This window comes from uncultured Polaribacter sp., assembly GCF_947503855.1.
Classification (GTDB): Bacteria; Bacteroidota; Bacteroidia; order Flavobacteriales; family Flavobacteriaceae; genus Polaribacter.
Genome location: NZ_CANNFF010000012.1, coordinates 22349 through 48368, shown reverse-complemented (window position 1 = coordinate 48368; position 26020 = coordinate 22349). Strand labels below are relative to the sequence as shown.

Genomic DNA, 26020 nt, shown 5'->3' with positions numbered 1-26020 from the left:
TCTTAAAACAATCTATCTAGTTAAATATAAATAACCCTTGCGCTCTTTAAAATCTCCTGAACTTGATTTATATTTTAAAATATAAAAGTATGTCCCTGTTGGTAATAATGATGATGGTGAAATTACTCCTCTTCCATTGGAAACACCTGTGAAATAATTTCCATTTTGCCCATATCCCGATACATTATAAACCTTAGATCCCCAACGATTGTAAATCTCTAAAATATTCTCCGGATACAACTCAATATTACGGATCACAAATACATCATTCTGGCCATCTCCATTTGGTGTCAATAAATTAAAAATCTCTAAATTATCCTCTGCCGAAGGTCTATAATTATTGAACTCTAAATAATCAAAAACACCATTACCATTTGAGTCAATTGGATTTTTTGGATCTAATCCAATCTCATCTCCATTACTCAAACCATCACCGTCACAGTCACTAAACAAAAATTCATCAGATAATGACTCTGTAATTCTAGATGGTACTGATGAACAAAAATCTAATGGATCTGTACCATCTGTTTTCTCATAACCATCTACAACTCCATCTCCATCACTATCTGAATTCAATGGATCAGTACCATCTATCAATTCTTCGGCATTGGTTACTCCATCAATATCACAGTCTGCTGTGTCCCAAGCTATACTCGGTGGAAATGTTTGACTTGCCAATACAAAATCACAAGTATCTAACGGGTCTGTTCCATCTGTCTCTTCTATATCATCCGCAACACCGTCTCCGTCACTATCAATTCTAATAATCCTAAAAATAGCATCTGACTGAATATTTAAAGTATAATTATCTCCTGCACTTAAAGTCCCAGAGGATATTAAATACTCTCCTACAGCCTCACCTGATTCTCGTGATAACACCCCTGTAAATTCGTCCGAACCAAAAAGTACAGGATCTGCTGTAAATACCAATACAGGATCTTGAGCACCATAATCTTTCTCTTGATCTGGTATTAAAATTTCTATAACCTTTGGTAAAATCATAAACCTTACGGTTCTACTACCATTATAATTACCAATTCCTGTAATGGTTACTCTCGCTTGCCCTACATTGGTATTATCACTATAACTTAATCTATAATCGATTCCTTCATCTAATAGGTTTGAATCATCTTCTACCATAGGCTTTGGTCTTTGTAATGATCCGTTGTATACCAAATCTGTTATCGGAGATACTGTAATGTCAGTATCCGTAATTGACTTACTAGTGATCGTAAAATCTCCTTCTGTATAAGTAAGCGCATAATTCGTTGACGTTAAACCTGAAGCTGTAATCGCATAAGTGCCTGCTGACTCGCCAGTAGCTCTGCTGATTGCTAAGCTACCTGTAAGGTCTTCAGCATCCTCGCCATTCACAAAACCAGTATAACTTACCGTTAACTCAGGATCATCCTCTCCAAACTCCTTTGTCTTATCTTCTGCCGTAATAGTCAGTGGAGCTCGGGTAATGTTAAAGGTTACTACCTTGTTACCAGTGTAATTGCCATAGCTAACAATCGTAACTGTAGCTATACCAACATTGATATTATTACTGTAATCTAATCCATAATCAGTTCCCTGTACCAAAGTAGTTGCTCCATCCTTCACCGTTAACGGAGGAGTAATCCCTTGACCCGTGTAAACAAAGTCCTCAATAGGTGCTACACTGATGTCTGCATCCGTAATTGACTTAGCAGTGATCGTAAACTCTCCTTCAGTAAACACAAGCTCGTAGTTACCCTTCAAGAAAACTCCATTGTCTTGTGATACAAGACTTCCTTGTGTGATCTGATAAGATCCAACAGCCTCTCCTTGATCTCTGCCAAGTGTACCACTAAAGAGTGGTATCTCTCCATTTATCAATCCACTATAACTATAAGTCAAACTAGGATCTGACTCTCCAAAAGTCTTACCTTGGTTTGCATCAGGAGTCACTGTAAGCACACGCTTAGTAATCTCTCCATCCGTACCCGTGATACTTGCATTTACACCTCCCTGGATAAAGTAGTTCCCTGCATCTGCTCCGCTTAAAGTTATCCCTGATACCGTATAATTTCTTACTCCAACATCCTTACTCTCATAAACACCAGCCCCACTTGCCAATACAATATCTGTATCAATAGGTGTAGTTAAAGATAACTCTAAATTCAACAGATTATCATTACCATCATACTCCTTAATCACACTACTAATCAAGGAGACTGTTAACTCTTTTGGTGTTACATTAAGGTTACCCTGAAGTATTATCGTATCACTAAAGTTCGGACTCGTCTTACTAATATTACCCGACTCCAATACATAGCTTCCTGATTGTAAAGTACCTGAACTACTCAACTGTGGTGATACTACTACTATATCAAAGACTGCCGTGCCAGAAGTACCATCAGTTACCGTTACCTCTGTTCCAATAACCTGTACACTTGATGTTAAGTCTTCTATCAATTCATTACTTGAATTATAATATCCCGCTTCTAAAACCTCAAAGACTGGAACATCTGCATAAACAACCTCACTGTCTTTTAGCTTAACTAACAACTGATCTGCTCCTATTATTGTATAATCTCCTTTCTGATAAACAATATCATAGTTCTGAGATATCACTCCTGAGGCTTCCAAAACAGATGGATAAATCCCTACAGCTTCTACTCCTAAATTACTTCGGGTAATACTCAGGTTTGTAGTATCTATAGCTGTTTGGTCTTCTCCAAACTTAAAGCCACTATAGCTCACTCCTGCATAACCCGCTACATCAGCCTGTGTTACAAACTTAGAATCATTATTTACAGTAATTGTAAGTGAAGCCTTACTAATCGTAAAGTCTATATTGGCTGTAAAGTCAATCTCATAATTAGAGGCCTTGAACAATCCATTGTCTGCAAGGGTTAAACTACCCTGTGTAATCTGGTAGCTGTCTACATCCTCTCCAAGCTCCCTGCTTAGTGTGTTGTCAAAGTCTGGGGTCTCTCCACTCACTTCGCCACTAAAGGTATAAGTCAGTAACGGATCCGATTCACCATACTCCTTACTCTGATCTGAATCTGGCGTCACAGTAATTACTCTTGGTAGAATGTTAAAAGTAACCGTTCTGACTCCTCCATAATTACCTAAGCCTGTAATGGTAATAGTTGCCTTGCCTACATCGGTATTATTATCATAAGATAACTCATAATCAACCCCCTCTGTTAGTGTAACTCCGCCATCTTTTACCACTGGAGTAGGCTCCTGTGCCTGCCCGTTGTAAATTACCTCTGATATCGGTAATATATTAATATCCTGATCTGATAGTAACTTATTTGTAATTGTAAAGTCAATCCCGCTTGTAAAGGCTAATTCATAATTAGAGGCTATGAAACTATCTTTATCTGTCAATAAAAGAGACCCTTGGCTAATAGCATACAGCCCTCGAGATTCTCCTACTTCACGCTCTAAAGAACCATTAAATACAGGTGTCTCACCATTAACCTCTCCGTTGTAATCATAAGTCAAAATTGGATCCGATGTACCAAATATCTTTGATTGTCCAACTCTTGGAACAACGCTAATTGTTCGTTTGCTAATTTGACCATCTGTCCCTGTAATCTGAGTATTCGCTCCTCCTTGAATGTAATAATTGTTCGCATCAGAGCCACTTAGTGATAAGCCTGATACCCTATAATCTGTCTCTCCTGCATTTGCACTTTCATAAATACCTGTACCTAATGCTGATACCTTATCTCCCGTAAAAGGTGTACTCAAATCAAATATCATCGATGGTAATAGCGCGTTGCCATCATAAACCTTTGACTTTGTACTTGATAAACTGACAACTAATTCCTTAGGATTTACCCTTAAAACTCCTTGCTCAATTAACGTGTTGTTAAAGTTTGAACTAGTAAATACCGCTTGGTCTGAAACTAAATTATAAGCACCTACAGAAAGATGATTTGATGTACTATACAATGGCGTCTCTGGAACTATCAAAAACTCTGCGCTTCCTGATACTCCATCTACTACCGTTACTTTATTGCCTGTTACACTCGTACTAGAAGTTAAATCAACTACTTGTGTATTGTCTGAACTGTAATATCCTGACAACTCTACACGGTAGACTGGATCCTCTCCATATACAACCTCTGTATCTGCTAACTTCACATATAACTGATCTGCCGCTACAATCTGATAATCTGCTGGCTCATAACTAATCGAATAGTTCTGTGATGTTATACCTGAAGCTTCTAGTACATCGGTATATATACCTGCTGCTTCAACTCCCGAATTGCTTCGAGTGATAGTCAGGTTTGTGGTATTCAGTGATGTGAGATCCTCACCAAACTTAAAGCCACTGTAGCTTACCCCTGCATAACCTTGTCTATCAGCCTGAGTCACAAACTTAGCATCATTGTTTACCGTGACTATTAATGGTGCTTTTGTAATCTCAAAATCAATATTTGTTGTCAGAGTAATCGTATAATTCGACGCTTTGAAGTTGCCGTTGTCTATTAGGCTTAAGCTGCCCTGAGTTATCTGGTAGCTATCTACATCTTCTCCTTGCTCTCTGCTTAAGCTACCTCTAAAAGCTGCCATCTGCCCACTTATCGATCCACTGAAGGTGTAAGTAAACTCAGGATCTACTTCCCCGTATTGCTTTGTTAAACCATTTGTAGGGATAACACTTATCACACGGTAAGTGATATCTGCACTAAGCCCCGTTGGCTGACTCAAACTGTAATTGTCTTTTGCCGCTCCTGTTAGCTCATAGCCAACTACTGTTACCGTAATCGCTGTGGATACATTAGGTGATGTAAAAGTACTCTCTGGGGTACCCGATAATACCACATCGTCACCATCTACTAAACCTACCAAACTTGCTGTTCCAGATAAAGTAGCTTCGGTTGTACCATCGTATTCCTTATCATCGGCACTAAGACCACTAATGGTTAACGTCTTCTTCAGAATGTTAAAGGTTACTGTTCTTGTTCCATTGTAATTACCCTTACCTGTAACAGTAACTGTAGCTTGTCCTACATTGAGGTTGTCCTGGTAAGACAGCGTGTAATCCGTGTCTTGTACCAAAGTAATTGCTCCATCCTTCACCTCTGGGCTTGGAGTTTGACCTAAGCCCGTATACACTAAGTCCGTTATCGAAGATACCGTGATAGCAGACTGACTAATTAGCCTACTTGTAATGGCAAATGTTCCTGGAGTATACGTTATATCGTAGTTTGTCGATGTTAATCCTGAAGCTGTAATAGCATACGTTGATACCGCCTCTCCAGATACTCTACTTATTGATAAGGCACCTGTTAGGTCTTCTTGATCTTCTGCGTTTACAAAACCTGTGTAGCTTACCGTTAACGATGGATCTACTTCTCCAAATACCTTACTCTTATCTTCTGCTGTAATAGTCAGTGGTGCTGGAGTGATTGCAAATGTTACATCTTTTGTTCCATTGTAATTACCCGTACCTGTAACAGTAACTGTTGCTGTACCTACATTGATATTATCTTGATATGATAGCGTGTAATCCGTGTCTTCTACAAGAACCGTAGCTCCATCCTTCACCTCTGGGCTTGGAATTTGAACTGAGCCCGTATACACTAAGTCCGTTATCGGTAATACCGTAATAGCAGACTGAGTAATAAGCCTACTTGTAATGGCAAATGTTCCTGGAGTATACGTTATATCGTAGTTTGTCGATGTTAATCCTGAAGCTGTAATAGCATACGTTGATACCGCCTCTCCAGATACTCTACTGATAGATAAAGTTCCTGTTAGGTCGTCCTTATCCTCGCCGTTCACAAATCCTGCATAACTTACCGTTAACTCAGGATCTACCTCTCCAAATACCTTACTCTTATCTTCTGCTACAATAGTCAGTGGTGCTGGGGTAATATTAAAGGTTACTGTTCTACTGCCCTCGTAGGCATTGATCCCTGTAATGGTAACCGTTGCTTCTCCTACATTGATATTATCTTGATATGATAGCGTGTAATCCGTGTCTTGTACAAGAGCCGTAGTGCCATCCTTAACCTCTGGGCTTGGAGTTTGACCTGAGCCCGTATACACTAAGTCGGATATAGAAGCAACTGTAATTGTCTCACTTGTTAATAGGATAGTCAATTTAACCTCTAGCTCTTCTGCAGTGCTGTCTGTCTTACTAGATCCATCTGATGCCCTGCTCGCTGTAGCTGTTACATCATAAATACCTTCTGCTAATGGTGTACTTACCTCTACTGACCATGACGAACCATCTGTTGTTAAACCGTTTCCTACCGTATAGGTGACTCCGTCAATAGTTACTGTTAGTGTATCATCACCTTCATTTGAACCTCCCCAACTACCAGTTACTGTAGGTGTTGTTGTTCTTGATAATTGGCTCGCTACAGTCGGGGTAAACAATGAATATGTCGTCACATCATCCAGATTAGACTCTATAAAGTTACCTAACTCCTGCCAAGTCAAACTAAGGTCTGCCGTCTTATCATTGATTCCTCCAATGTCTCCATTGGCCGTCTGTGAAGTCGATGTAAAAGCTACTAAACCGTTTACATCTGAACCAGTTAATTCATTGCCTAAATAATCATTAGTCCATGACTTAAAGCTTGACTCAGTAAAGGCAAATTCCAACCACGTATCATCTCCATTGTTCTGACCACCTACGGGTCCATCAATATCTACATTGGTCGTTGACTCTCCCTGTGTAACATAACTCACAATGCGTGCATCACGTGCACCTAACTGACGCTCTATATTATTGTCTTTCTTGCTGTTTAACCAGGCCGTCTGTGATGGACCACTACCATCCTTACTAGGATCATGAGCGTGGTAAGCCACATATGGAGTCTTGTCCTTCAAGTTCGCCTCTATCACAAAGTCTATCTTGTAATCAGAGTCCACATCCATACCATAGTAAAAACTCGTATTAGGCGCATTCTCATTACCCAATCGAACACGGAAGTAATAAACCTTATCCTGACCATCTGAAAAACTATACGTCTCTTGCTGTGCTTGCATCATCGCATCGGTCGAATTACCAACCAAATCCGTATCAGCAGTTGCCTGCTGATCATCGTTCGGATCAAAATTCTCCCCAGCAAATAAATTACGCCATACACCCGTAGGTGATGGGACAGTAGCTTGGGTAACCAATACCGCTAGCTTATAGGTCTTCTTCGCTACACCATCACTTGCTGTTACCTCTATCTCATAGAGCTGATAAGCCTTCAAATTACTAGCAGTATATGCAACCCCGCTAGTATGAGCTGTTTCATTGATCTTTAGCGTCGCTGACCCATCGTCGGTTGTCGGGGTGAAGTTTACACTTGTTGTCCCCTGCGGAAGAACCACCGTATAATCCGTAGTCGCTGAAGCAAACACCGGACTTAACGCGCCTGAAGATGTCGTTAAACTCACAAGATTAGCATTGTCATTCACATTTTTCATGCGGAACAAACCATACTTGCCTGTCGCTGACAATACCGGGTCAACTGTACTTAAATCTGTAGTTGCATCAACACTTGTACGTGTGTTGCTCTCTCCACCTACCTCTGTCTGAACTCCCGTACTCTCTGATTCCTTACCCGAATACAATAAGGCTCTTGCGCCTGATTCAACGGTTATTGAACCATTATCGGTTATTTTGATATTGCCGTCGCCTGCATTACCTGCAGTGGCATCCTTGTCCGCATACAACTTTACCGCATCACCCGTAGATTTTGTAGAAACTATCGGCTCAGTGATCGTTAGATCTCCCGTAAGCGTAGCCAGCTCAATCGTTCCTGAGGAAGTAATCCCCGTAGGATTTACACTGCCTACCGTTAAGCTTACTGAATTTATATAGTTAAGGCTACCTAGTTTGGTGGCGTTATCGCCTCCGGCTATCGAAGATACATTGTTGGAAGTATTGTCTAAAGTTACATTACCGTCTAAAAGCGCTAAACTTTCAGCAATTATATATCCATTTACTCCATCTGTTACATTGCCTGAACCCGATAGTTTAACTGTATTATTTCCGACGTTTACCGCACCGCTTACTGCAATATTTTTCCCATATACTGTTAACGGACCATCAATAACAACCGCACCAATTGTAACATCTTGATTATTTGTAGCTTTACCTATTATTAAACCAGTAACATCAGAAGAATAATCTAAAGTACTTGTATCGAATGCAGAGGTAAATGAATTGCCTAAAGATTCGATAGTTATAGCTCCCGATGTACTAAAATGTAATATTCCATTTGAACTGATTTTATCCGATGTAAATGTGATGTCGCTTGATGAACTACTTACCCCTTTATCAGCATTTTTACCTAAATAAATATCGGTGAATTGATTTTGTAAGGTAATCCCACCAAGCCCTGTATTTAAATTAATATCACCAACATCTGCTAATAAATACAGATAACCAGAACTCGTTGTACTATAACCTAAATTAAGTCCAACATTAGAAACATTCGATAAAGCATTATAAGTTATGCCTCCACCATTGGCGGCCAAAACAATTACATCACCCTCTACCCAAGCACCATAATTTTGTGTTCCCGTGCCAGAGCCTAGATTAAAAGTAATGGCGTCAGCATCACTATTTGTTGATGTGATATTTGTTATTGATGGAGTAACACTATTATGAACCCCAAAAAGTGATGCGTAATTATCATTTGCGTCAGCATTTATTGAAATTTTTCCAGTACCTGAATTAATAGTATTGATGCCATATGTTACAAGCCCATCATAATTTCCAACTGATTTTCCATACATAGCAATATGCCCTCCTGAAGTATTAATTGTAGTTCCATCTAAGAAAATACCAGCACCTCTCCAAGATGCATCCGTATTAGTATTTGGTCTATCTAAATCATTCAAACTAGTTCCGGCAACAGCATAACCATCCCCTACTGTTAGACCATTCCAAAGAGAACCTGATTCAGCACCTCCTCCAATCCATAAATGTCCACTATTTGTCGTAATTGATGAGCCTTTTCTTGTTATTAATGACCCTGATGTAGTTTCATTATCACTATTTGACCAAAGAATTACATCACCTCCATCAGTAGTAATTGTTTTAGATTCAGCAAGTACTATATCTGCCGATACTTTTAGTAATACATCTCCATTTGTGGCACCTCCTTGGGTGTCAATGTTTTCATTTACATAGATATTTCCACCATAAATACTTACCGGGCCATTGATATCTATATCAGAAGCTACCGTTACGTTTGAGGTATTTGTTGATTTACCAATGGTAAGACCTGTCAAATCTGAAGAATAGGTCAATTGAGAGGTGTTAAATGCATTTGTAAATGAGTTCCCAAATGATTCTACCTTTAAAGTTCCTGCGGTATTGAAGTTAAATCCAGAACTTAAATCAAAGTCATCTCCAGTAACTGTTATGTCGCTAGTAGAACTTAAAACATCACTACCTAATTTGTAACCAATGGTTGAAGCAAATGAAGTATTAAAAATCTTTCCTGTACTGCCTCCAACTAAATCTATATCACCACTACTGGCTAGAATGTTTGCGCCAATCAGTAAAATATTATACTGAACTCCCGTGCCTCCAGGCGTACCTGAAAGACTGATACTACCTGTACCTGTACTTTGAATAAACAATCCTGCACCTCCTCCTGCTAAGGTTAACCCTCTGCTATGAACTGATGCATCTGATGCGCTTCCCATTAAAGCGATGTCTCCATCTACTGTTTTTATGTGTGAAGCTGCACCACCAGCAGTAGTAGCATAATTCCCAAGATTCATACCGTCTGAATATGAAGCGTTAGAATCACTAACATCACCCTCTAAAGTTATATTTCCGGTTTTACCTGCATCAAGAACAAAACCTTCATAGGCATTAATACCTGCAGCATCTCCATTAAGTAAGGATGTCTGTTTCCCTTTAAGGGAAATATCTCCTCCTCCTGAAATCAATGTAATATTACTATCATGTCTTTGGCCACCACTCTCAGTTCCTAAGCTAATACCCCCTCTTAGCGTATTCGCATTATTTAAGGCATATCCTGCAGGTACTGTAGTTCCAGTTCCTCCACCTAAGATTATAGCTCCACCATTTTCATCATCATTAGAACCATTAGCTGATGTTCTATCACTTGAAGTTCTTGTATCGATTGTTGTATTATCTTGAAGATAGATATATCCACCATTAATAGTCTCATCATCATTATTAGACCAAAGTATGATATCACCACCATTGGTTTGAATGGTATGGTCTTCGTTGACGGTAATATTACCTGTAGCCTTTAAGGTTAGATCATTACTGTATGAAGAAAGTACATCAGCATTGATCGTAATAGTACTCGCTTCAATGGTCAGGTGGTTTAGATTCAATTTTGCCAACACATCCGAAGCATTCACATTCACTGCATTGGATGAGGTTGGACGAATTACACCATTGCTGTAAGTCCAGCCGTTGCCAGCAGCAGTTCCGCCAGAAGTCACAACGGTCAATCCTCCTAAGTTATTCGGATCAACCACATCAATTGTTTTAGAGCTGGTGTTGCCTCCTTGGGTATAGGTTACTACGACCTGACCGCTAGTAACTCCGGTGAGGAGACCACCAGAGGTAATAGTACCAATCGAGGGATTATCAACAGACCAAGTACCCCCAGAAGCAAAATGAATTAACTGGCTCGTCTCACCTTTGTACACAAAACCCTCCCCTGAGATCTTAGGGAAGAATCCGCTGACCCAGTTACTGCTCGAACCACTTAAGGCCGCATTATTCAAAATTCCATCATTCACACCTATGGTTCTATCCTCTAGCGTTGTCAATCCGGCATTGGTGCCACCAGGTACTCCATGATTGAAGTCATAATAAGCTACCAAGCCTGTCTCCGTTCCAGTAGCCTCCACATTCATCAAGTCCAAGATTTCAGCTTCTGTTCGGGCGTCATTCCAGAATCGAACCTCGTCAAGTTGACCTGAAAAATAATTGTTAACCCGGCCGATATAATAACTATCACCTTCAATGTTGACCTGATCAGGAGCCACAGTGGTAATCGCCAATTCCCCATCCAAATAGACTCGGAATATCTCTGCGTCTTTGACAAAGGCCACATGAGTCCATTCATCCTGAGTAATCAGTGCACGATCGGTTAGAAAATCAAATCTCTGTTTATCTGAGTTTCGATACGAATCCAGATGGACTTTACCTTCCTTCAGCCATAAGGAAGGGCTTCGAGTATTAGTAATACCGGTATAATAGCCAATGAAGCCATGGTATTCGGTATCATCGAAATTACTGGCATCTGGCTTAATCCAGAGCTCAATGGTAAAATCTGTCGCTCCATCTGCAATCGGACTACTCGCCAGCTGGACAAAATCATTTGAACCATCGGTGTAGAGTGAGTTGTTTCCAGCTTCTCGATAAAGTGCATAGTTGTTACCTCCTGTCGCATTGAGTACAGGAGAGAAGGTTGTCGTGGTCTCATCGACAGAATTTCTGTTGTTGGCAGTACCGCCGGCCAAAGTAGTCAAGCCTGTGCTAGTGGATTCTTTTCCGCTGTATAGTTTGGTGATACCATTTGGTGCACTCACCGCACCATCATCCGAAACGATGATATCACCTCCTGTGGTCGTCCCGATCGCACTGTTCTTTCCTGCATTAAGGACAATGGCACCTGTGTAGCCTGCAGCGGTGGTCGTGCTCGAAGTGGTAAAAATAGGTTCTTTGAGCAAGATATCTCCAGAGAGTGTTTCGATAAGTACATCTCCTGTGGCTGCGATACCTGTTGGGTTAACCGTACCGATGGTCAAGCCACCGGTGGCATCTACAAAGCTTAGGCTTCCCAGTTTGGTGGTGTTATCACCACCTGCTATGGTAGCTACATTATTTGAAGTGTTGGTAAGAGTAAAGGTTCCCGTGCCGTGTAAACCTAAACCATTGGCTGTGAGTGCTGCACTTTGTGTTACATTGCCTGTTGCATGAAGGTTTATGTTGTCATCTGTAGCTGTAAGGGCAGCATTAAAAGTAAGATCGCTACCATATATAGTTATAGGACCAGCAATGGTAGTAGCATTTGAAACTGTTATATCAACTGTATTAGTTGCCTTCCCAAGGGTCAATCCGCTTACATCGTTGCTAAGCGTAAGATTGTCGACTGGAAAAGTAAGCACGCCTGTAAAGCTGTCTGCATTAGATTCAATAGTTACTTTACCCGAAGTGCTTAGATTAGCTGTGTTAACAAATTCAAGGCGATCAGCTATCAAACGAATATCAGAAGAGCTTATAGTAATGGGGCTTCCTACTTTACGACCAAGGTTCATTCCGGCATTTGCAGTATAGATTCCTTTTGCACCAGCATTTAAAATAATAGCACCCGTAGTAGCTAGAATATCTTGATTTTGTAAAAAGATGCCATAACCACTACCTGCACCAGCACCTGTGATCACAATATCACCACCACCCGTAGCTAATATTTCTTTTGGGTTATCATAGTTAAACACAACACCATGACTAGTACTTGAGGTTCCAGAAATAGTTATTGCAGCACCTACAGCTTTATTTGATATGAGAGACAAAAGTTTAGGACCTGTTATACTGTAAGACAATACGCGTACAAAATTAACACCATAAAATTTATCACTTATACCAATTATATCAATAGATCCGTTTCCTGAGTTTGCTGTCCAACTACCTTGATGCTGAATACCGATCTCATCTCTATTGTCAGATGGTGAGTCATGATTACTAAGACCTCTAATAATTATGTTGCCTCCTCCAGAATACATTTGTGTATGATTTTCAGTTGAAGCACTAAGCTTTATTCCATTTCCAGTTGAACTCGATGCAAACCCATCTGGAATGCCATCTGAGGCAGTTCCATCATTAGCACCATCATCTGCACCTCCTGCTAAGACAATCTTACCGCCGCCTGAAAGGTTTGATGTTGTAGATCCGTTGGCTGAATTTAGGGTGACATTATCTCCAAGGCTAATCGCCCCTTCGTTATCTATATCACTATCGGCCCAATAGATAATATCGCCATTATTCGTTTGAATGGACTTGTCAGAAGCCACAGTAATGCTACCAGAGGCCTTAAACAAAATAGGCGCCCCATTAGCCGTGGAGCTAAGGTTTTGGTTGATATTGATATTACCACCATACACCGTAATAGGTCCAGCCATGCTGATTGCTGCTGAAATAGTCACATCAGCCGTGTTGGTTGATTTCCCTATTGTGAGTGACGAAATCGTATTTGCAAGAGTGCCGTTTGAAGTAGGGAAACTGATCCCTCCACTAACAAATGAATTTCCATATGGTTGAAAGCTAAGGCCACCTGCAGTTTTGAAGTTGGCTAAAGATGTAAAACTAAAATTATCAACATCTATAGCAATATCTCCTGATGTAAATGCATTAGCGCCGTCCCATCCAATATTTGTCGGACCATCTACTTTAAAACCATATGCTGCGGTATCTCCCGCACCAGAAATCTTAATTGAGCCTGAATTAGAATATATCGATACATCTCCTCCATCGTTCAGAACCCCAACGTGCTCAATCGCATTACCTGAACCATCAGATCCATGAAGACTAATAGAACCATCTGTGGTAATAATCGAATTAACTCCTCCGTTATTCTCGAAGAAATTAATTCCTACTGCATGAGTGTTAGCATTATTATTCACTCCTCCTAGACCATTCAATGAAATTGAACCGCTCCCCGAAGTAGTAATAATAGTGCCAAGAGTATTGGCGTTCCCTTGCGCATCTGACTGATAACCCACCATATCAATACCAATTGCAAAATAACTACCGGCAACACCAGTTACGTCACCACCTTTTCCACGGAGTATGATATCTCCTCCTGCAGCATTTAGGGTAGTTCCATTCAAGAAAATTCCTTTAAATGGAGTCTGAAGCGAATATCCTGTGATGCTAGGCTCGTTTAAACCTTCCGCATAACCCGTAAAAGGGTCTGAACCGCCTGATAAAGTAATATTCCCTCCATTTGTATTGATGGTTGCAATATCCATAGCAATCGAACCACCCTCAGAATCATCTGTATTGGAATTTAGTAATACATTACCCCCTTGGGTAATTATTGTTACGCCTGAAGTGTTTGTGGAAATAGACTTCTCTGATTTTAAAGCCAATGCCTCTCCAATATCAACAGAAGAAATAATATCGGAATTTAAAGTAATTGTCTCACTTTCAATGGTTAGCGGGATGGTAATGTCAATTTCATCGGATAAAGTAAAAGCACTTTCTGCAGAAATTTTAATAGTAGACACGCCTGTTTGCAAGCTTTCAAAATCAGACGAATTAATTTTTGCATTACTCGAAAGTGGGATTAATGTACTTCCTGAAAGCATCCAATCAACACCTTCAATTCCTCCACCAGTTGACACAATTTCAAAATTCCCATTAGGTACAGTAAAGTTTTTATAAATCACTTCATTCTGAGAGTAATTATAAAACCCTACTCTACCCTCAGGAAACGATTCGAAAAAAGGAACACTGGAGGCATCAACGTCAAAAACCTTCGTAAAGTTTCCGTCTCCAAAATCAAAGAAAATCTTGACATTATTTTCAGAATAGACTGTTTTAAATTCAATAGTTTTAAACTCTTCCCAGCCACCTTGTGAGTTGACATCAGGAAAACTTGGAGATGGATCATAAGTGTCAATTACTCCCCAAGTTGAAGTTTGAGTAGGTGTTGACCAAAAAATATTACCAGGATCATTTGCTGCTTTATCATAATAAATTAATCTGATCTCTGCCTTGGCAAGAGTATTATTACTAGGATCCTGATCTAGCTGTTTCCAATCAACCAACAAAAATTTGTAGCGATTCAACAGACTAGCTGTCGGCTCTTCAAATCCAAGAACAAAACCTATAAAATCATCATCACTACTTGTATTAACATAAATCTCACCAGTGATTGTTTTATTTATGAAATTTTGATCACTTACATAAAAAGTTGGATTACTATTGGTGGTTTGTTTAACACTATTTGCATTGCTGTCATAAACCCAATTACCATTATTAAGATCCCCTCTTTGCTCCCAGGTGCTTAAATCAACAATTTCTTGTGAAAAAGAATTAAATGTAATAAATGTTAATGATAGACAAAAAAGAATATTAAAAAATTTCATTTTTATATTGTTTAACCCGTTGTGCATTTTAAATAATTTTGATTTTAATGTTGTTTATGTTTCTATCAAAGACAAACTTGTTAATGTATTGTACTACAGTTAGAGCAGTTATCTTAGATAATATTCTTGTTTTAAATCCCTCAAATGACTTAGCATAGTTGCGTCTTATCATAAATTGGTCACACAACTGCGAGAACAACGTTTCTATTCGCTTCCTTGATTTTCTGAATACATAAGGTTGCTTTATGTAATTATTTTGGTTAGTTCTCATAGGTGTATTTAATCGTATGTTACAACTCTCAAAAAGATTAAGTGGAACCTTTGCAGATAGATAGCCTTTATCACCAATTAAAGTACAATCTTTAATTTGGGTTCTGATATCTTTTAAATAGTGTATATCGTGTACCGATGCTGGTGACAAATCAATGGCTTGGAAAACACCCTTTACAGAACAAACGGCGTGTAATTTATAACCATAGTAAGTTGAGTTCTGTGCAGCACAATAACCTTTATCAGGATAAGCATAGTTGTTTTCCTTACAAATTTTTGAGCGACTGCTTCGAGAGAGTTTGCATACTTCCAATGGCATACTATCTACAATGAAGCAATCTTCAAATTCATTAAAACAGGACGCTAATTGTAATCTTATGGCATCAATATGGCTTGCTAACCTTCGACGCATTATGTTATAAACACTACGCTCTATTTTTGAAAACAATGTTTTGGGCAACTTTCTAAACAGATCATTTTCACTATCCATACCCAAATATTCTGCCGTAAGGTTAAGACATATCAATTCCAAATCGCTAAATCTAGGCTGACGCCTTTGGTAAGGCAATAATTGTTGTTCTGATATTTGTGATAAAACTTTCAATATTCTTTCGTAAATTGCATTTAAGTTGTTCATTGTTAATGTTTTTTGATTAAAACAATCTACTGATTATCAGTAAGATGAACAACTTTTTTCTTGTAAATCATAATGCACAACGGGTATTGTTTAATAAAAATTTTTCTGGTTTTCAAAATAATTTTTCTGATGATTAAATAAGGACCATTTATTTTACCGAATTAATTAAACAAAAATAATAATTTTTGATACATGGATATGAATTTCTTTTACAATAATAGTCGCCAATTTAATTTTTTTTGAAAGTATTTCGATATTTATCTTTTTCTGGAATAATTGTAAACGAACTGAAATAATTGAGGCACTTCATAGAGTCCTTGAAGACTACCCTTTTTTACAAAGGGTTAAAGTCAAAAAAATATTTTTCAATTTGGTTTGTACTTCCCTCAAAAACAAACCAGGTTCCTTTAACATCTTTAAACCCAATTACTCAAATTTTAAGTTAGGTGGTATACAAGTTAGAGGTAAAAACGCTGCTACCTTTCAAATAATCTACATGTTGGTCATTCTATTTGTTAATTTCATCAAGTTTCTTTGGTATACTTCTATTTCCATTTTATGGTTCGGTTTCTAAAGTATGAAATGGATTGTAGATTTTATAATTGGATTTTTCAGTGGTTTTAGAGAAATTTAATAACGTTACTCGTAACTTTAGTCTACACATTAAAATACCCTTGATCGACAATGTGTTTGGTTCTATCCTCTCCTCTATCTCTAATATATTTCAAGAACTCACGTTCAGATTTATGACCAGAAAAATGCATGATATACAATGATGACATTCCCTTTTTGTAATTATTGGTACAGAAACTTCTTCTACCAGTGTGTGTCTCTATCATCTCCCATTTTAGTTTATTTCTTTTTACTAACCTCCCTCCTTTGGTAATTTCTGTTTTTATAACCTCGTTAAATCCTAATATCCTTCCTACAATCTTAATGTTTTCATTAATATCCGTGTCATGAAGATATGGTGGGGGTTGATTGTTGTACCTTGTCATAATCTCTCGTATTTCCAATGTGATTGGACAATCCACAATATTCTTGGTTTTACGTTGTTTGATTCTAAAACATTCCAACCCATTTATATCAATAATATTTTCTGAGGTAATTCCATTATAATCACTAACTCGTTGACCGGTATAACATCCCATTAAAAATTTATCTCTTGCCAATTCCATCCTTTTATTAAAGGACAAGTCCAATTTCAATATTTTCTCAATTTCAGAATCGTTCAAATAAATTGCTGTGGTTTCTTCTGTGGATACTTTAAAATATTTTAGTGGAGGATTCGATATCAATCCTTGATTCTTGGCTTCAATCACAAACATTTTAAGGTTTTTAAAGTGTTTTGATATTGTGTTTAGAGCCAAGTTCTCATGAACCTCTAAAAACTTTCTAAAATCATCTAAAAAGGGTTTGTCAAATGAACTAAAGTCAACTCTAACATTTCTTGACCGTTTATATTTCTTTAATTTCGTTAAGGATCCTTTGTACAATGTATAGGATAATTGTGCAATTTGATCTTTTTTTTGATTCAAATAATTTTCAGAAAACTTAAAAAAATCAACAGGAACTATTTCTTCTCTCTCTACAGGTTCTATTTTACCTGTTATGATATCTAATGTTTCCCTTATAAGTTCTTTTGTTATTACTCTTTCTTCATCTATATATCGACTATAAGTGTTCATCAATTCAGTTTCTAACTTATTTAAATAGTTATTGACCGTATGGGAATTGATAACTCTTGATTTATTGGTTTTAACGCGTTGTTTTTGATAATCCCAGTCCGCATAAGAAACGGTATAACCAGTTGAATAACTTACTCGTTTGTCTGCACCTCCAAAAGAGAACCACAATAAAATTAAACTTTCTTGGTATCTATTTTCTGACAAATACTTCTTTGATTTTTTTAAACTAAATCGAACCGCCGATTTTGTTGACCTTAACACCTTATACATCTTTCTCTAAATTAGTGATCTTGGCTAAGATAAGGCAAGAATACGGGTTGCTCGAGAGGTTGCTCGGCAGGTTTAAATCATTGTTATTTCTTTTGATTTCTTTTTACTTTATTATAATATTATAACCATTATACTACTGATTAACAATTACTTATATTAAATTGTAGTAAAATGAGGTAAACCTAAAATTCACCTGGAGGTACCACAAAATTACCCCGTAACTCATTTATAAACAATGATTTACGGGTTTTTTGGTTTTTGGGGTGTGCTCAAAGGTGTGCGCAGTTTGTAACATTACATAACATTTATACTGTTATACCTTAATTATGCAGCATGGTCCAATCTATCCAAAACTTCAGCCTCTTTATATAAGACACGTCTACCTATTCTACTCGGAACAAGTATATTTTTCTTCTCCCAGTTATTAAGAGTTACTTCTGTTACATGAAGTAATTTTGCAGTTTCACTTCTACTTAAATACTTTTCATCTGAGTTATTAAAAGTAGTCTGACCTATTGCCTTCTGTCGGTTCAATTCTAATTTGACACCTTCTTTAACGATTTGGATTAGTTCGTCTTTTGTTACATTCAATATTTGGATCATTTCTTCTCTCATGATTTTCATTTTTTAGTTGTTTTTTAGAAATTCATTTGTTGTCTCAATATGTTTGTCGAGTATCGACCAACTCTTTTTTTTAAATCTACTCTTGGTTGATTTCTTATAGATATCATCTCTTATTTCCTTTATAAAATTATCATCAAGTAGATCTGAGGGATCTAACTTTTCAACCGATAAACCGGGTTTAATTCGTGTTTTTTCGTGAAGTACTTCAAACATCACATTCGTTAGTTCTAACTTATGTTGTTCCGTTGTAATGATACAATCATGGATTGTAAAAACTGGTGCTACAGAACAGCGTCTATGAAATTCAGGAACCACACAATCCAATATTAGATAACTCTCCACACGCTGTAGAAGTAGGGAGAAATTCCTTTTACCTATTCTGTCCATAATCTTTAGAATAAATTGATTTACATAGGGATAAAATTTTTCTAATAACCGAACTCCTTCCACCAATTCTCGATGTTTTCTATTGTTTTGAAACAATACATACATGATATCCTTTTTGATTGATTTACGTTGAGCATTCGTGGGAGGATCTCCATGTTCCAATTCAAATAAATGTGAATAGAAATCTTCTTGAAATGGTGCGTCTCTAAATTTTTGGAATTCGTGATGATCTCTAATAATTATCTCATCTTTCCCCAAATACTTTCTTTGCTCAAAGTGCGCAAACATTAATGGAGAAAATAAATATGATATAACATCTTTTATAATTTTATCAGATAATAAAGAATTCATAATTTGATGAAATGATAACTCATCATTAGATTTAAAGAAATCATAGTTTAATATACTTGATAATAGATATACCTGACTACATTTAAGATCTACTTGAACTAATGATTGTTGTTCATAAATTAAATACTTCTTAAGTGTTTTGGAAAGATTCGTTAATGTGGAACTATATCTCCAATTGGCTGTAGATTTATTATACCAATACTGATTGTTTTCAACATCATTTATTGTTAATAACCAAATTCCAATTTTATTTTTAAGAACCAGTAGCTGACTGTCGTTTGTTAATTCTTGACGCAGGGTATCGTATATGTGTTTTACATGATTCTTGTACCCTTTTTGTATTTCTAAGTTGTGGTTGAAATAACTATCTAATAACTGGTTTTTAGAGGGTGCTGTTTTATGTTCTCTTCTTATGGTTTTTAATACCTTATCTGTCTTTTGATATTGATCGTTTAACTTGATTTTATTACACCTCACACCTTTTAAATAATTGAGATCTAACTCAATCACATTTTTATCTTTTAATAGATCTAAAATCAATTTATAATCTCTATTTAAGATCATATTGAGTTCTTTAGAACACAATCCGGTGTATCCATTTTTATCAAACTTTTTAATATTTTTATGTGTTGCTACAACTCTGGATATCAAATGATATATTTTCTCTTTAACATATTTCTGTCTTCGATTAGAGAGATTCAATTCTTCAATCAATTCAGGTACGTTTAAATTAGTTGGTACTAAAACTTTCATTATTTTATGCTGCTACAGTTAATTCTTCTACTTCCTTATACTCACTATTGATAATCTCTAAATCATTCTGATTGATCTCTTCAATTGTATTTTCAAGAACCTTACAACCCACCCTGTGATAGTGAGTTGAAAGTTCGGTACCTAAGTATTGTCTGTTGAGTAGTAAAGAAATTCTACCAGTGGTATTAGCACCCCCAAAAGGATCGTAAACCAAATCAGTCTCGTCTGTTGTCATTAAAATTGGGATTACAGGAAGAAGTTCTGCCATCAATGCAGGATGACCTGTTGGGAAGGCATCGAACGCAGGTTTGTTTTTACCAGTGGCACACTTAATCATATGAGCCACATCTTGAGCTGCAATGTGGTTGTAAATCTTCTTATAGGGTTTTGAAAGTGATTTTGTTTTCTTGGATACATTCCCGTTTTTATCAACATCTTTAGCACCAGTCGTAATCCTTACCTCTTTTTCATGATCCGTATATTTTAGTAAGTTGTACTTCGATTTTGAAGGATCTACAACGAACCATAAAATATATTCAATCTGATTTATCGGTCTTTTTACTTGTTCTCCCTGTGGATGAGGATTGGGTTTGGACCAGATGATACACTCTTTGTATTTTAGTTTTGTATGTTTTAAGATCGCTGCTTTCACCAAACCCGGTATATCCATGGCACAGCCATTAATGTAGGTGTCACCAATATTTACAAAAACATTGGAAGTTTCATTAAGAACTCCTTCAACCTTCCCAAAAATCTCCCCAATGATATCCGCAAACTCCTCGGGGGTCTTTTCGTGACCCAATTCTGATGACAAGTTTTTCTTATCGTAACCACGTAACATATAATACGGAATGGAAGTAAATAAAGTTGCTATACTTTTTGTATACGACGGCACATCAACTATATCAACACAATTCATTTTAAAAGTGGTTGCCTTGTTAGGAATTACAAAAGTGTCTTTGTAATTGTTTTGAAGGTTTTCTTTCTCTTCGATGAATTTATTGACTTGATTAATAGTTAGGTCTCCTTTTGTTAACTGTTCTGTGAATCCATGATTTTTGGTTAAATCAATCTCTTTTAATTCACTTAGATATTTTTCACAGTCAGATAAACTCCACCCTTTGTTCACAACTCCGTTTAATAACAGATTATTCTCAAAGTCATTTTCGATAATTTTATCAAACTGGCGGATTGCCTTGGGAGATTTCCATCGGTAGTTAATTTTTTCTCTGATAATCGCGTAACGATCGTAAGGTTTACCATTATTCCCTTGACCTTGTCGTTTTTCAACCGATTTAAAAACTTGTAAAACCTCTTTGGTAAGGTCGTTAGCGGTCTTTAGTCGATACATATTAAAGGATAAACGAAGGCCAATAGATGGTTCTACATCTACAAATTGGACTTTTACATCTTCCTTACCTAAAGCACTTAGTAACTTAAGTCGACGATAACCGTCAATTAATTGAAAATCTCTCGAGGTAATTAAAGGTAATAATTGTTCCTTTTCCAAAGAAGATTTTAATTGATTTTCTGAATCATCGGTTTGTGATTCATAGAAGTTTTTAAATTCTTCAACTTTTACGATTTGATCGATTTTTACAACTTCGAATTGTTCCATTGAATTTTTCATGATATAAAGTTTTAAATTATACCACAAAGAAATCACGAAAGGAAAAGGTATACCTCAATCGCAGCGCTGCGATTGAAATTTAGGATATCAGTAATTCACTTTAAAACTCAAAAGATCTGAGGGAATACTTAGGTGTTCTGGGGAGATATCAATGTAATACACTGTAACATCTTGTTTTGTATTTGAAGAGTTAAAACCATACTTATGAGCCAACGCCTCAATATTCAATTGATTTTTTATACGGGTGGAAATCCGTGAATGAACTGATGTTATACTCTTCACGTACCGATTAACCTCATCTTCATATATTTTACTATATATATGATTATATAATAACATGAATTTTTCGTGAGCCACACCACCTATTGAAAGATCCTTACGTCCAAACTTAGACTTGTGATTGATTAAGTAAAAGAGATAAACAACATGAGATAATTTACCTTTATGACCAAAATCCAAAGGTTGCCCACCAATTTCAATTTTATAATTTTCAGTTACCTGAATTTTCAATTCATTATCGGAAAAGTTAAAGTCATAGTTCTCTCTTAACCGATTACTAATTCTACTTAAGATGTTTTTAATTTGAATAACATAATCATTGGAGGTATAATTTAATGCTGATTGTATACAGCTCCTACAAATGTAACCCGATCTAATTTTCCCCTTAGTTTCATTTGGTTTTTCACAAAAATCATTAATACAAACTTCTGTTTCCATATGAATAGAATCTTGTAAACGAATAGAATTTAAATCCAGTTTACCGAGGTATTGAAATATATTTTCAATGATTTGATGAGCAATAGCAAGATATGGTTTACCCTCTGTTATATTACTCCAACCACCTGACTTAACAAGTATATTCTGTTCGTAATAGAAACTATACCAATCTTTTAATGATGTAATATTAATTACTGAGGCATCAATAGTTTTTTGAGAGATTACAACAACGAAGTCATCACTTCCTATCGAGTGATCTAACCTAATTAACCTGGACAATTCCTTCAAATCATCAATGGATATTTTTGTTAAATCTCGATGATATTGAAAGTGATCCGAAGAATAATTATTCTCAAGTAATTCAAAAGTCAATGGACCTCTATCCTTTGAAAACATATCAACAACTTCAGCTATGTTGTCACGTCCCTGTGAATTTAGATATGAGATTTTAACTTTCACTTACTTAGATTTATGTAAAAATAGCAAACTCAAAAGCGATGTGCAAGATTACTTTTTTTTGTCTGACAAATTTTGAATTTCATGATATTTATATAGAAACAAAATCATGAAAGAGAAAAAATCAAAAAGGGTAATCGTAAGAATAACAGAAAGTCAATTCAAAGATTTGATAGATTGTGTTATTGAAGAAAATAACAAAAAATACACAACATCAGATCTAATCAGAGAGTCTGTAATCGAAAAATTAAAAAAAATAAAAGACGATGCTAAAAGAAAAAAATAATTTAGATTACGAATATTTCAATCGATATTTGATCAATTGTGGGTTTAATAATCCATCTAATATGGAGTTGTTAAATGATTTCTTTGAAGAACGATTACATATTCTAAAAGAACACGAATTAGATCCTGAAAAGTTGATTTTATTGAACGAATTTGGATTTTTTTGTCGTGAAAAATTTGACAGTTCGAACTAATAAAATACCAACTGATATTGAAACTAATTCTCGATTATATCTGTTTAATCCGTGAATTTGATCATTGTATTACACTAAATATGATTGGTATAATCTCTTGGGTTATTGTCCTCCTTGTGAAATAACGTCCGTTTTTATTTATTTTTCAAATAGACCTTTGTAAGAGTTTCACCCATAGTATTGCAAAGAATTTCCTGCGGGTGTTGCTCCAATGAGAATTGATCCAGTTGATCATGATAGAGTTTAGATTTCGACTCCGATGTAATTAGGTAATAATGGAAATACTCATGGATAACAGTATTGATTAGTTCTCTGCGTATTACATTGTTGTTCCTGTAGATGGTAATTGTGTTATTGTAGAAACAATACTCTCCCGCAAGATGAGATTTACCCTCAACTAAAGTCAGTAGTGGTTTTTGTTTACGTATTGGATAAAGATGAAGGCACCAGTTCAATACATCCTCTGCCAACTGAAATTGCCAGTCTTCACCTTCAGTAATGAAGAATTTAATTAGCACAGATATCAGGTTTAGAGTGAATAATACCCCAACAACAATAAAGTAAATAGTAAAAAAGGTATCCATTATAAATGTCGTTTAACTTTAGTGATGGTATTCACATGAAGCTCCGTGATCTTAGCAACCTCAATGTTTTTATATCCCTTTCTTAGTAAGTCTAACGCCTTTTTATTTTGTGGTTTTGATAAAAACTTAATTGGATCTTCGTTAGAACCTGGTTTTCTTCCAAGATATTTTGTTGGATCTAATTTAGCCAACTCAATACCCTCACGTTGACGTTCTTTTGAAAGTTTTCGTTCCATTTCAGCAACCACTCCAAGAATTGAGATTATCATTTTAGAGATCGGATTTTCCTCTTTGTCTTCATTGAGTGTGCATAGACCTTGCGATAAAAAATTTACAGGGATTCCTCTCTCAGTGGTGTAATGAATAAAATTTATAATATCTCTAAGGTCACGACCGCAACGATCAATTTGCCAAACAGAAATTGACTTGATCAATTGTCGATCTATAAGGGTTTTTAGGGTTGAACCCTCGGGTCTTTCAAAAATTGGAATGGCTCCCGAACATTTATCTTCGATAACTTTATCAAATTCATCCTCTTTTACTCTTTGTCGATCCGTTTTCTGATCTACACTCGAAACTCTTGTATATAATATTGAAATACTCATAATTTTAAGGTTTACCTATCTATACCCTAAAATTATAGCAGCCACACCCCTCATGCAGCATAAAACCTATATTTTATCGCTATCAAAACACTCATAAATTAAAGTGTACGCTATTATTGTGATTAATGGATTTTGCCGACTAAAATTGGTGAAGGATCATACCGTGGGGGACCTCCCTGCAGCACTCCCTGCCGTATCCCCCCTTAAATACCTCTTTTTTTGGTATCTGTAGAGGGGGGCAATGACCTGAGCGAATATTTTTCTGGATTTTTTGTAAAAACTCAAGTTTTTTAAAAAATAAATTTTCCAGAATTTTCTCTAAAAATCAGTTTTACACCTGAAGTAGTTTCTCTACCATTGTTTTTTATATTATCCACAAAATCCAAAACATCTTCGATAAACTGTTCATCAAAGTCGTTTTTAATATTTTTATCTGCTACTTTATAACATAACTCTACAAACTCAATAAACCATTCAGTTATATCAATATATGTAGTGTGTTCTAGTTGTCCAAAATATAAATTTTGAACATCTTTTTCATTTAAATTCTTACCAATTAATAAAGCATCATCATAGCTATTTGAAAATTCTGGATTTAACCGTCCTAATGTTTTTATCCATTTATCACCATCTGAAACATATTTTCTTAACTGATCTTTTGTTAAAGGTTCACCCCCCATTAATTTCTTCTTTTAATAATATAAATGATAATTATTATGAGGTTGATGGTAGGATTGATGATAGATTGAATATATCACATATCAAAGTACACGATACTGATTCTTACATTATGTTAGGAGATATTGATAAAATCCTTATGAATAATGAGTTTAGCCAGTATATAAATCTTGTGGTGAGTGGTACTCTTTATGAGTTTTTAGAGCACCGTTTTGGTGTGGAATTAGGTGAAACCTTTGTTAACCGTAAAGAGGTTAAAACAGCAGTATTTCAAGTGCTATTTACAGATAATAGGTTTTTGGGGCAAGAGGATGCAAAAAACAAATTATGGTTTTTGTAAAAAATAACTCATTATCTTTTGCACAACCATTGCATTCAATAATTTGTATATTTGTCTAAATTATATGAAAATATTCGTTTCCATATCAATGTCTATTTTATTCTTTTTTCAAGGGATAAGCATAGATATGGACTTTTGTGGCGCAATTAAAGAAATTTCAAACGTTATTACCCATTATCAAGACCATAAAGTTAATGGAGACTCTTTCTTTGAATATGTAGCTGAAGACTACATTGGCAGCGATGCTAAAAATGAAGAGCATCATCATAACCCAGATAAGGAGAATACACCAGTCCATTCACATAATCAGTGTTGTCACCCTTTGGTATTAATTATTGCGAACAATAATTTGGCTTTAACCAATCGACTAAAATTTGAAGAGAAAAAACAGTATAATTTACATCAAGTAAACTTCACTTCTAGATATTTGGAATCACTTTTCCAACCCCCAAAAGTATAAT

The 26020-nt window shown here is 36.2% G+C and carries 12 protein-coding genes; 3 read left to right on the top strand and 9 right to left on the bottom strand.

Annotation, left to right across the window (positions count from 1 at the left end; translation table 11 throughout):
- Positions 1-12: 12 nt before the first annotated feature.
- From Q0662_RS10880 to Q0662_RS10850, 7 genes are all read right to left on the bottom strand, one after another.
- Positions 13-15117, bottom strand: a complete 15105-nt coding sequence (locus Q0662_RS10880) for an MBG domain-containing protein (protein WP_298949654.1) — start codon at positions 15115-15117, stop codon at positions 13-15.
- A 1-nt stretch (position 15118) separates the two neighbouring features.
- On the bottom strand, positions 15119-15997 hold the full coding sequence (locus Q0662_RS10875; RefSeq protein WP_298949652.1) for an IS982 family transposase: 879 nt from the start codon (positions 15995-15997) through the stop codon (positions 15119-15121).
- A gap of 656 nt (positions 15998-16653) precedes the next feature.
- Positions 16654-17889 (bottom strand): site-specific integrase, encoded by a 1236-nt coding sequence (locus tag Q0662_RS10870; protein WP_298949650.1) that lies wholly within the window; start codon positions 17887-17889, stop codon positions 16654-16656.
- Between the two features lie 390 nt (positions 17890-18279).
- Entirely contained in the window at positions 18280-18570 is a 291-nt protein-coding gene (locus Q0662_RS10865) for a helix-turn-helix domain-containing protein (RefSeq protein ID WP_297814587.1), read from the bottom strand.
- Positions 18571-18582: 12 nt separating this feature from the next.
- The gene (locus tag Q0662_RS10860; protein ID WP_298949648.1) at positions 18583-20070 is read right to left on the bottom strand and encodes a hypothetical protein; all 1488 of its coding nucleotides are present in this window, start codon (positions 20068-20070) and stop codon (positions 18583-18585) included.
- A gap of 4 nt (positions 20071-20074) precedes the next feature.
- Positions 20075-21700 carry a DNA modification methylase gene (locus Q0662_RS10855; protein WP_298949646.1) on the bottom strand — a complete coding sequence of 542 codons (1626 nt, stop codon included), beginning with the start codon at positions 21698-21700 and terminating at the stop codon, positions 20075-20077.
- An 87-nt stretch (positions 21701-21787) separates the two neighbouring features.
- A complete protein-coding gene (locus Q0662_RS10850) occupies positions 21788-22876 on the bottom strand; it encodes a hypothetical protein (protein WP_298949644.1) in 1089 nt (362 codons plus the stop codon).
- 106 nt (positions 22877-22982) lie between these two features.
- Here Q0662_RS10850 and Q0662_RS10845 point away from each other — a divergent pair, with 106 nt between their 5' ends.
- Positions 22983-23159: a hypothetical protein gene (locus tag Q0662_RS10845; protein ID WP_298949642.1), complete on the top strand. Its 177-nt coding sequence runs from the start codon at positions 22983-22985 to the stop codon at positions 23157-23159.
- Positions 23160-23935: 776 nt separating this feature from the next.
- Here the strand turns inward: Q0662_RS10845 and Q0662_RS10840 are convergent.
- Together Q0662_RS10840 and Q0662_RS10835 are read right to left on the bottom strand one after the other, a co-directional pair.
- Entirely contained in the window at positions 23936-24541 is a 606-nt protein-coding gene (locus tag Q0662_RS10840) for a recombinase family protein (protein ID WP_298949640.1), read from the bottom strand.
- Between the two features lie 290 nt (positions 24542-24831).
- Positions 24832-25221, bottom strand: a complete 390-nt coding sequence (locus Q0662_RS10835) for a hypothetical protein (protein WP_298949638.1) — start codon at positions 25219-25221, stop codon at positions 24832-24834.
- Between the two features lie 110 nt (positions 25222-25331).
- Here Q0662_RS10835 and Q0662_RS10830 point away from each other — a divergent pair, with 110 nt between their 5' ends.
- A complete protein-coding gene (locus Q0662_RS10830) occupies positions 25332-25559 on the top strand; it encodes a hypothetical protein (RefSeq protein WP_298949636.1) in 228 nt (75 codons plus the stop codon).
- 127 nt (positions 25560-25686) lie between these two features.
- Positions 25687-26019, top strand: coding sequence for a hypothetical protein (locus Q0662_RS10825; protein ID WP_298949634.1), 333 nt, complete (start codon positions 25687-25689; stop codon positions 26017-26019).
- Position 26020 lies beyond the last annotated feature (1 nt).

What these genes read in the sequence shown, in the direction of transcription:
- Q0662_RS10880 (WP_298949654.1), bottom strand. Translation starts at nt 15,117, where the DNA reads ATGCACAACGGGTTAAACAATATAAAAATGAAATTTTTTAATATTCTT.
- Q0662_RS10875 (WP_298949652.1), bottom strand. Translation starts at nt 15,997, where the DNA reads ATGAACAACTTAAATGCAATTTACGAAAGAATATTGAAAGTTTTATCA.
- Q0662_RS10865 (WP_297814587.1), bottom strand. Translation starts at nt 18,570, where the DNA reads ATGAGAGAAGAAATGATCCAAATATTGAATGTAACAAAAGACGAACTA.
- Q0662_RS10860 (WP_298949648.1), bottom strand. Translation starts at nt 20,070, where the DNA reads ATGAAAGTTTTAGTACCAACTAATTTAAACGTACCTGAATTGATTGAA.
- Q0662_RS10855 (WP_298949646.1), bottom strand. Translation starts at nt 21,700, where the DNA reads ATGAAAAATTCAATGGAACAATTCGAAGTTGTAAAAATCGATCAAATC.
- Q0662_RS10845 (WP_298949642.1), top strand. Translation starts at nt 22,983, where the DNA reads ATGAAAGAGAAAAAATCAAAAAGGGTAATCGTAAGAATAACAGAAAGT.
- Q0662_RS10840 (WP_298949640.1), bottom strand. Translation starts at nt 24,541, where the DNA reads ATGAGTATTTCAATATTATATACAAGAGTTTCGAGTGTAGATCAGAAA.
- Q0662_RS10835 (WP_298949638.1), bottom strand. Translation starts at nt 25,221, where the DNA reads ATGGGGGGTGAACCTTTAACAAAAGATCAGTTAAGAAAATATGTTTCA.
- Q0662_RS10830 (WP_298949636.1), top strand. Translation starts at nt 25,332, where the DNA reads ATGTTAGGAGATATTGATAAAATCCTTATGAATAATGAGTTTAGCCAG.
- Q0662_RS10825 (WP_298949634.1), top strand. Translation starts at nt 25,687, where the DNA reads ATGGACTTTTGTGGCGCAATTAAAGAAATTTCAAACGTTATTACCCAT.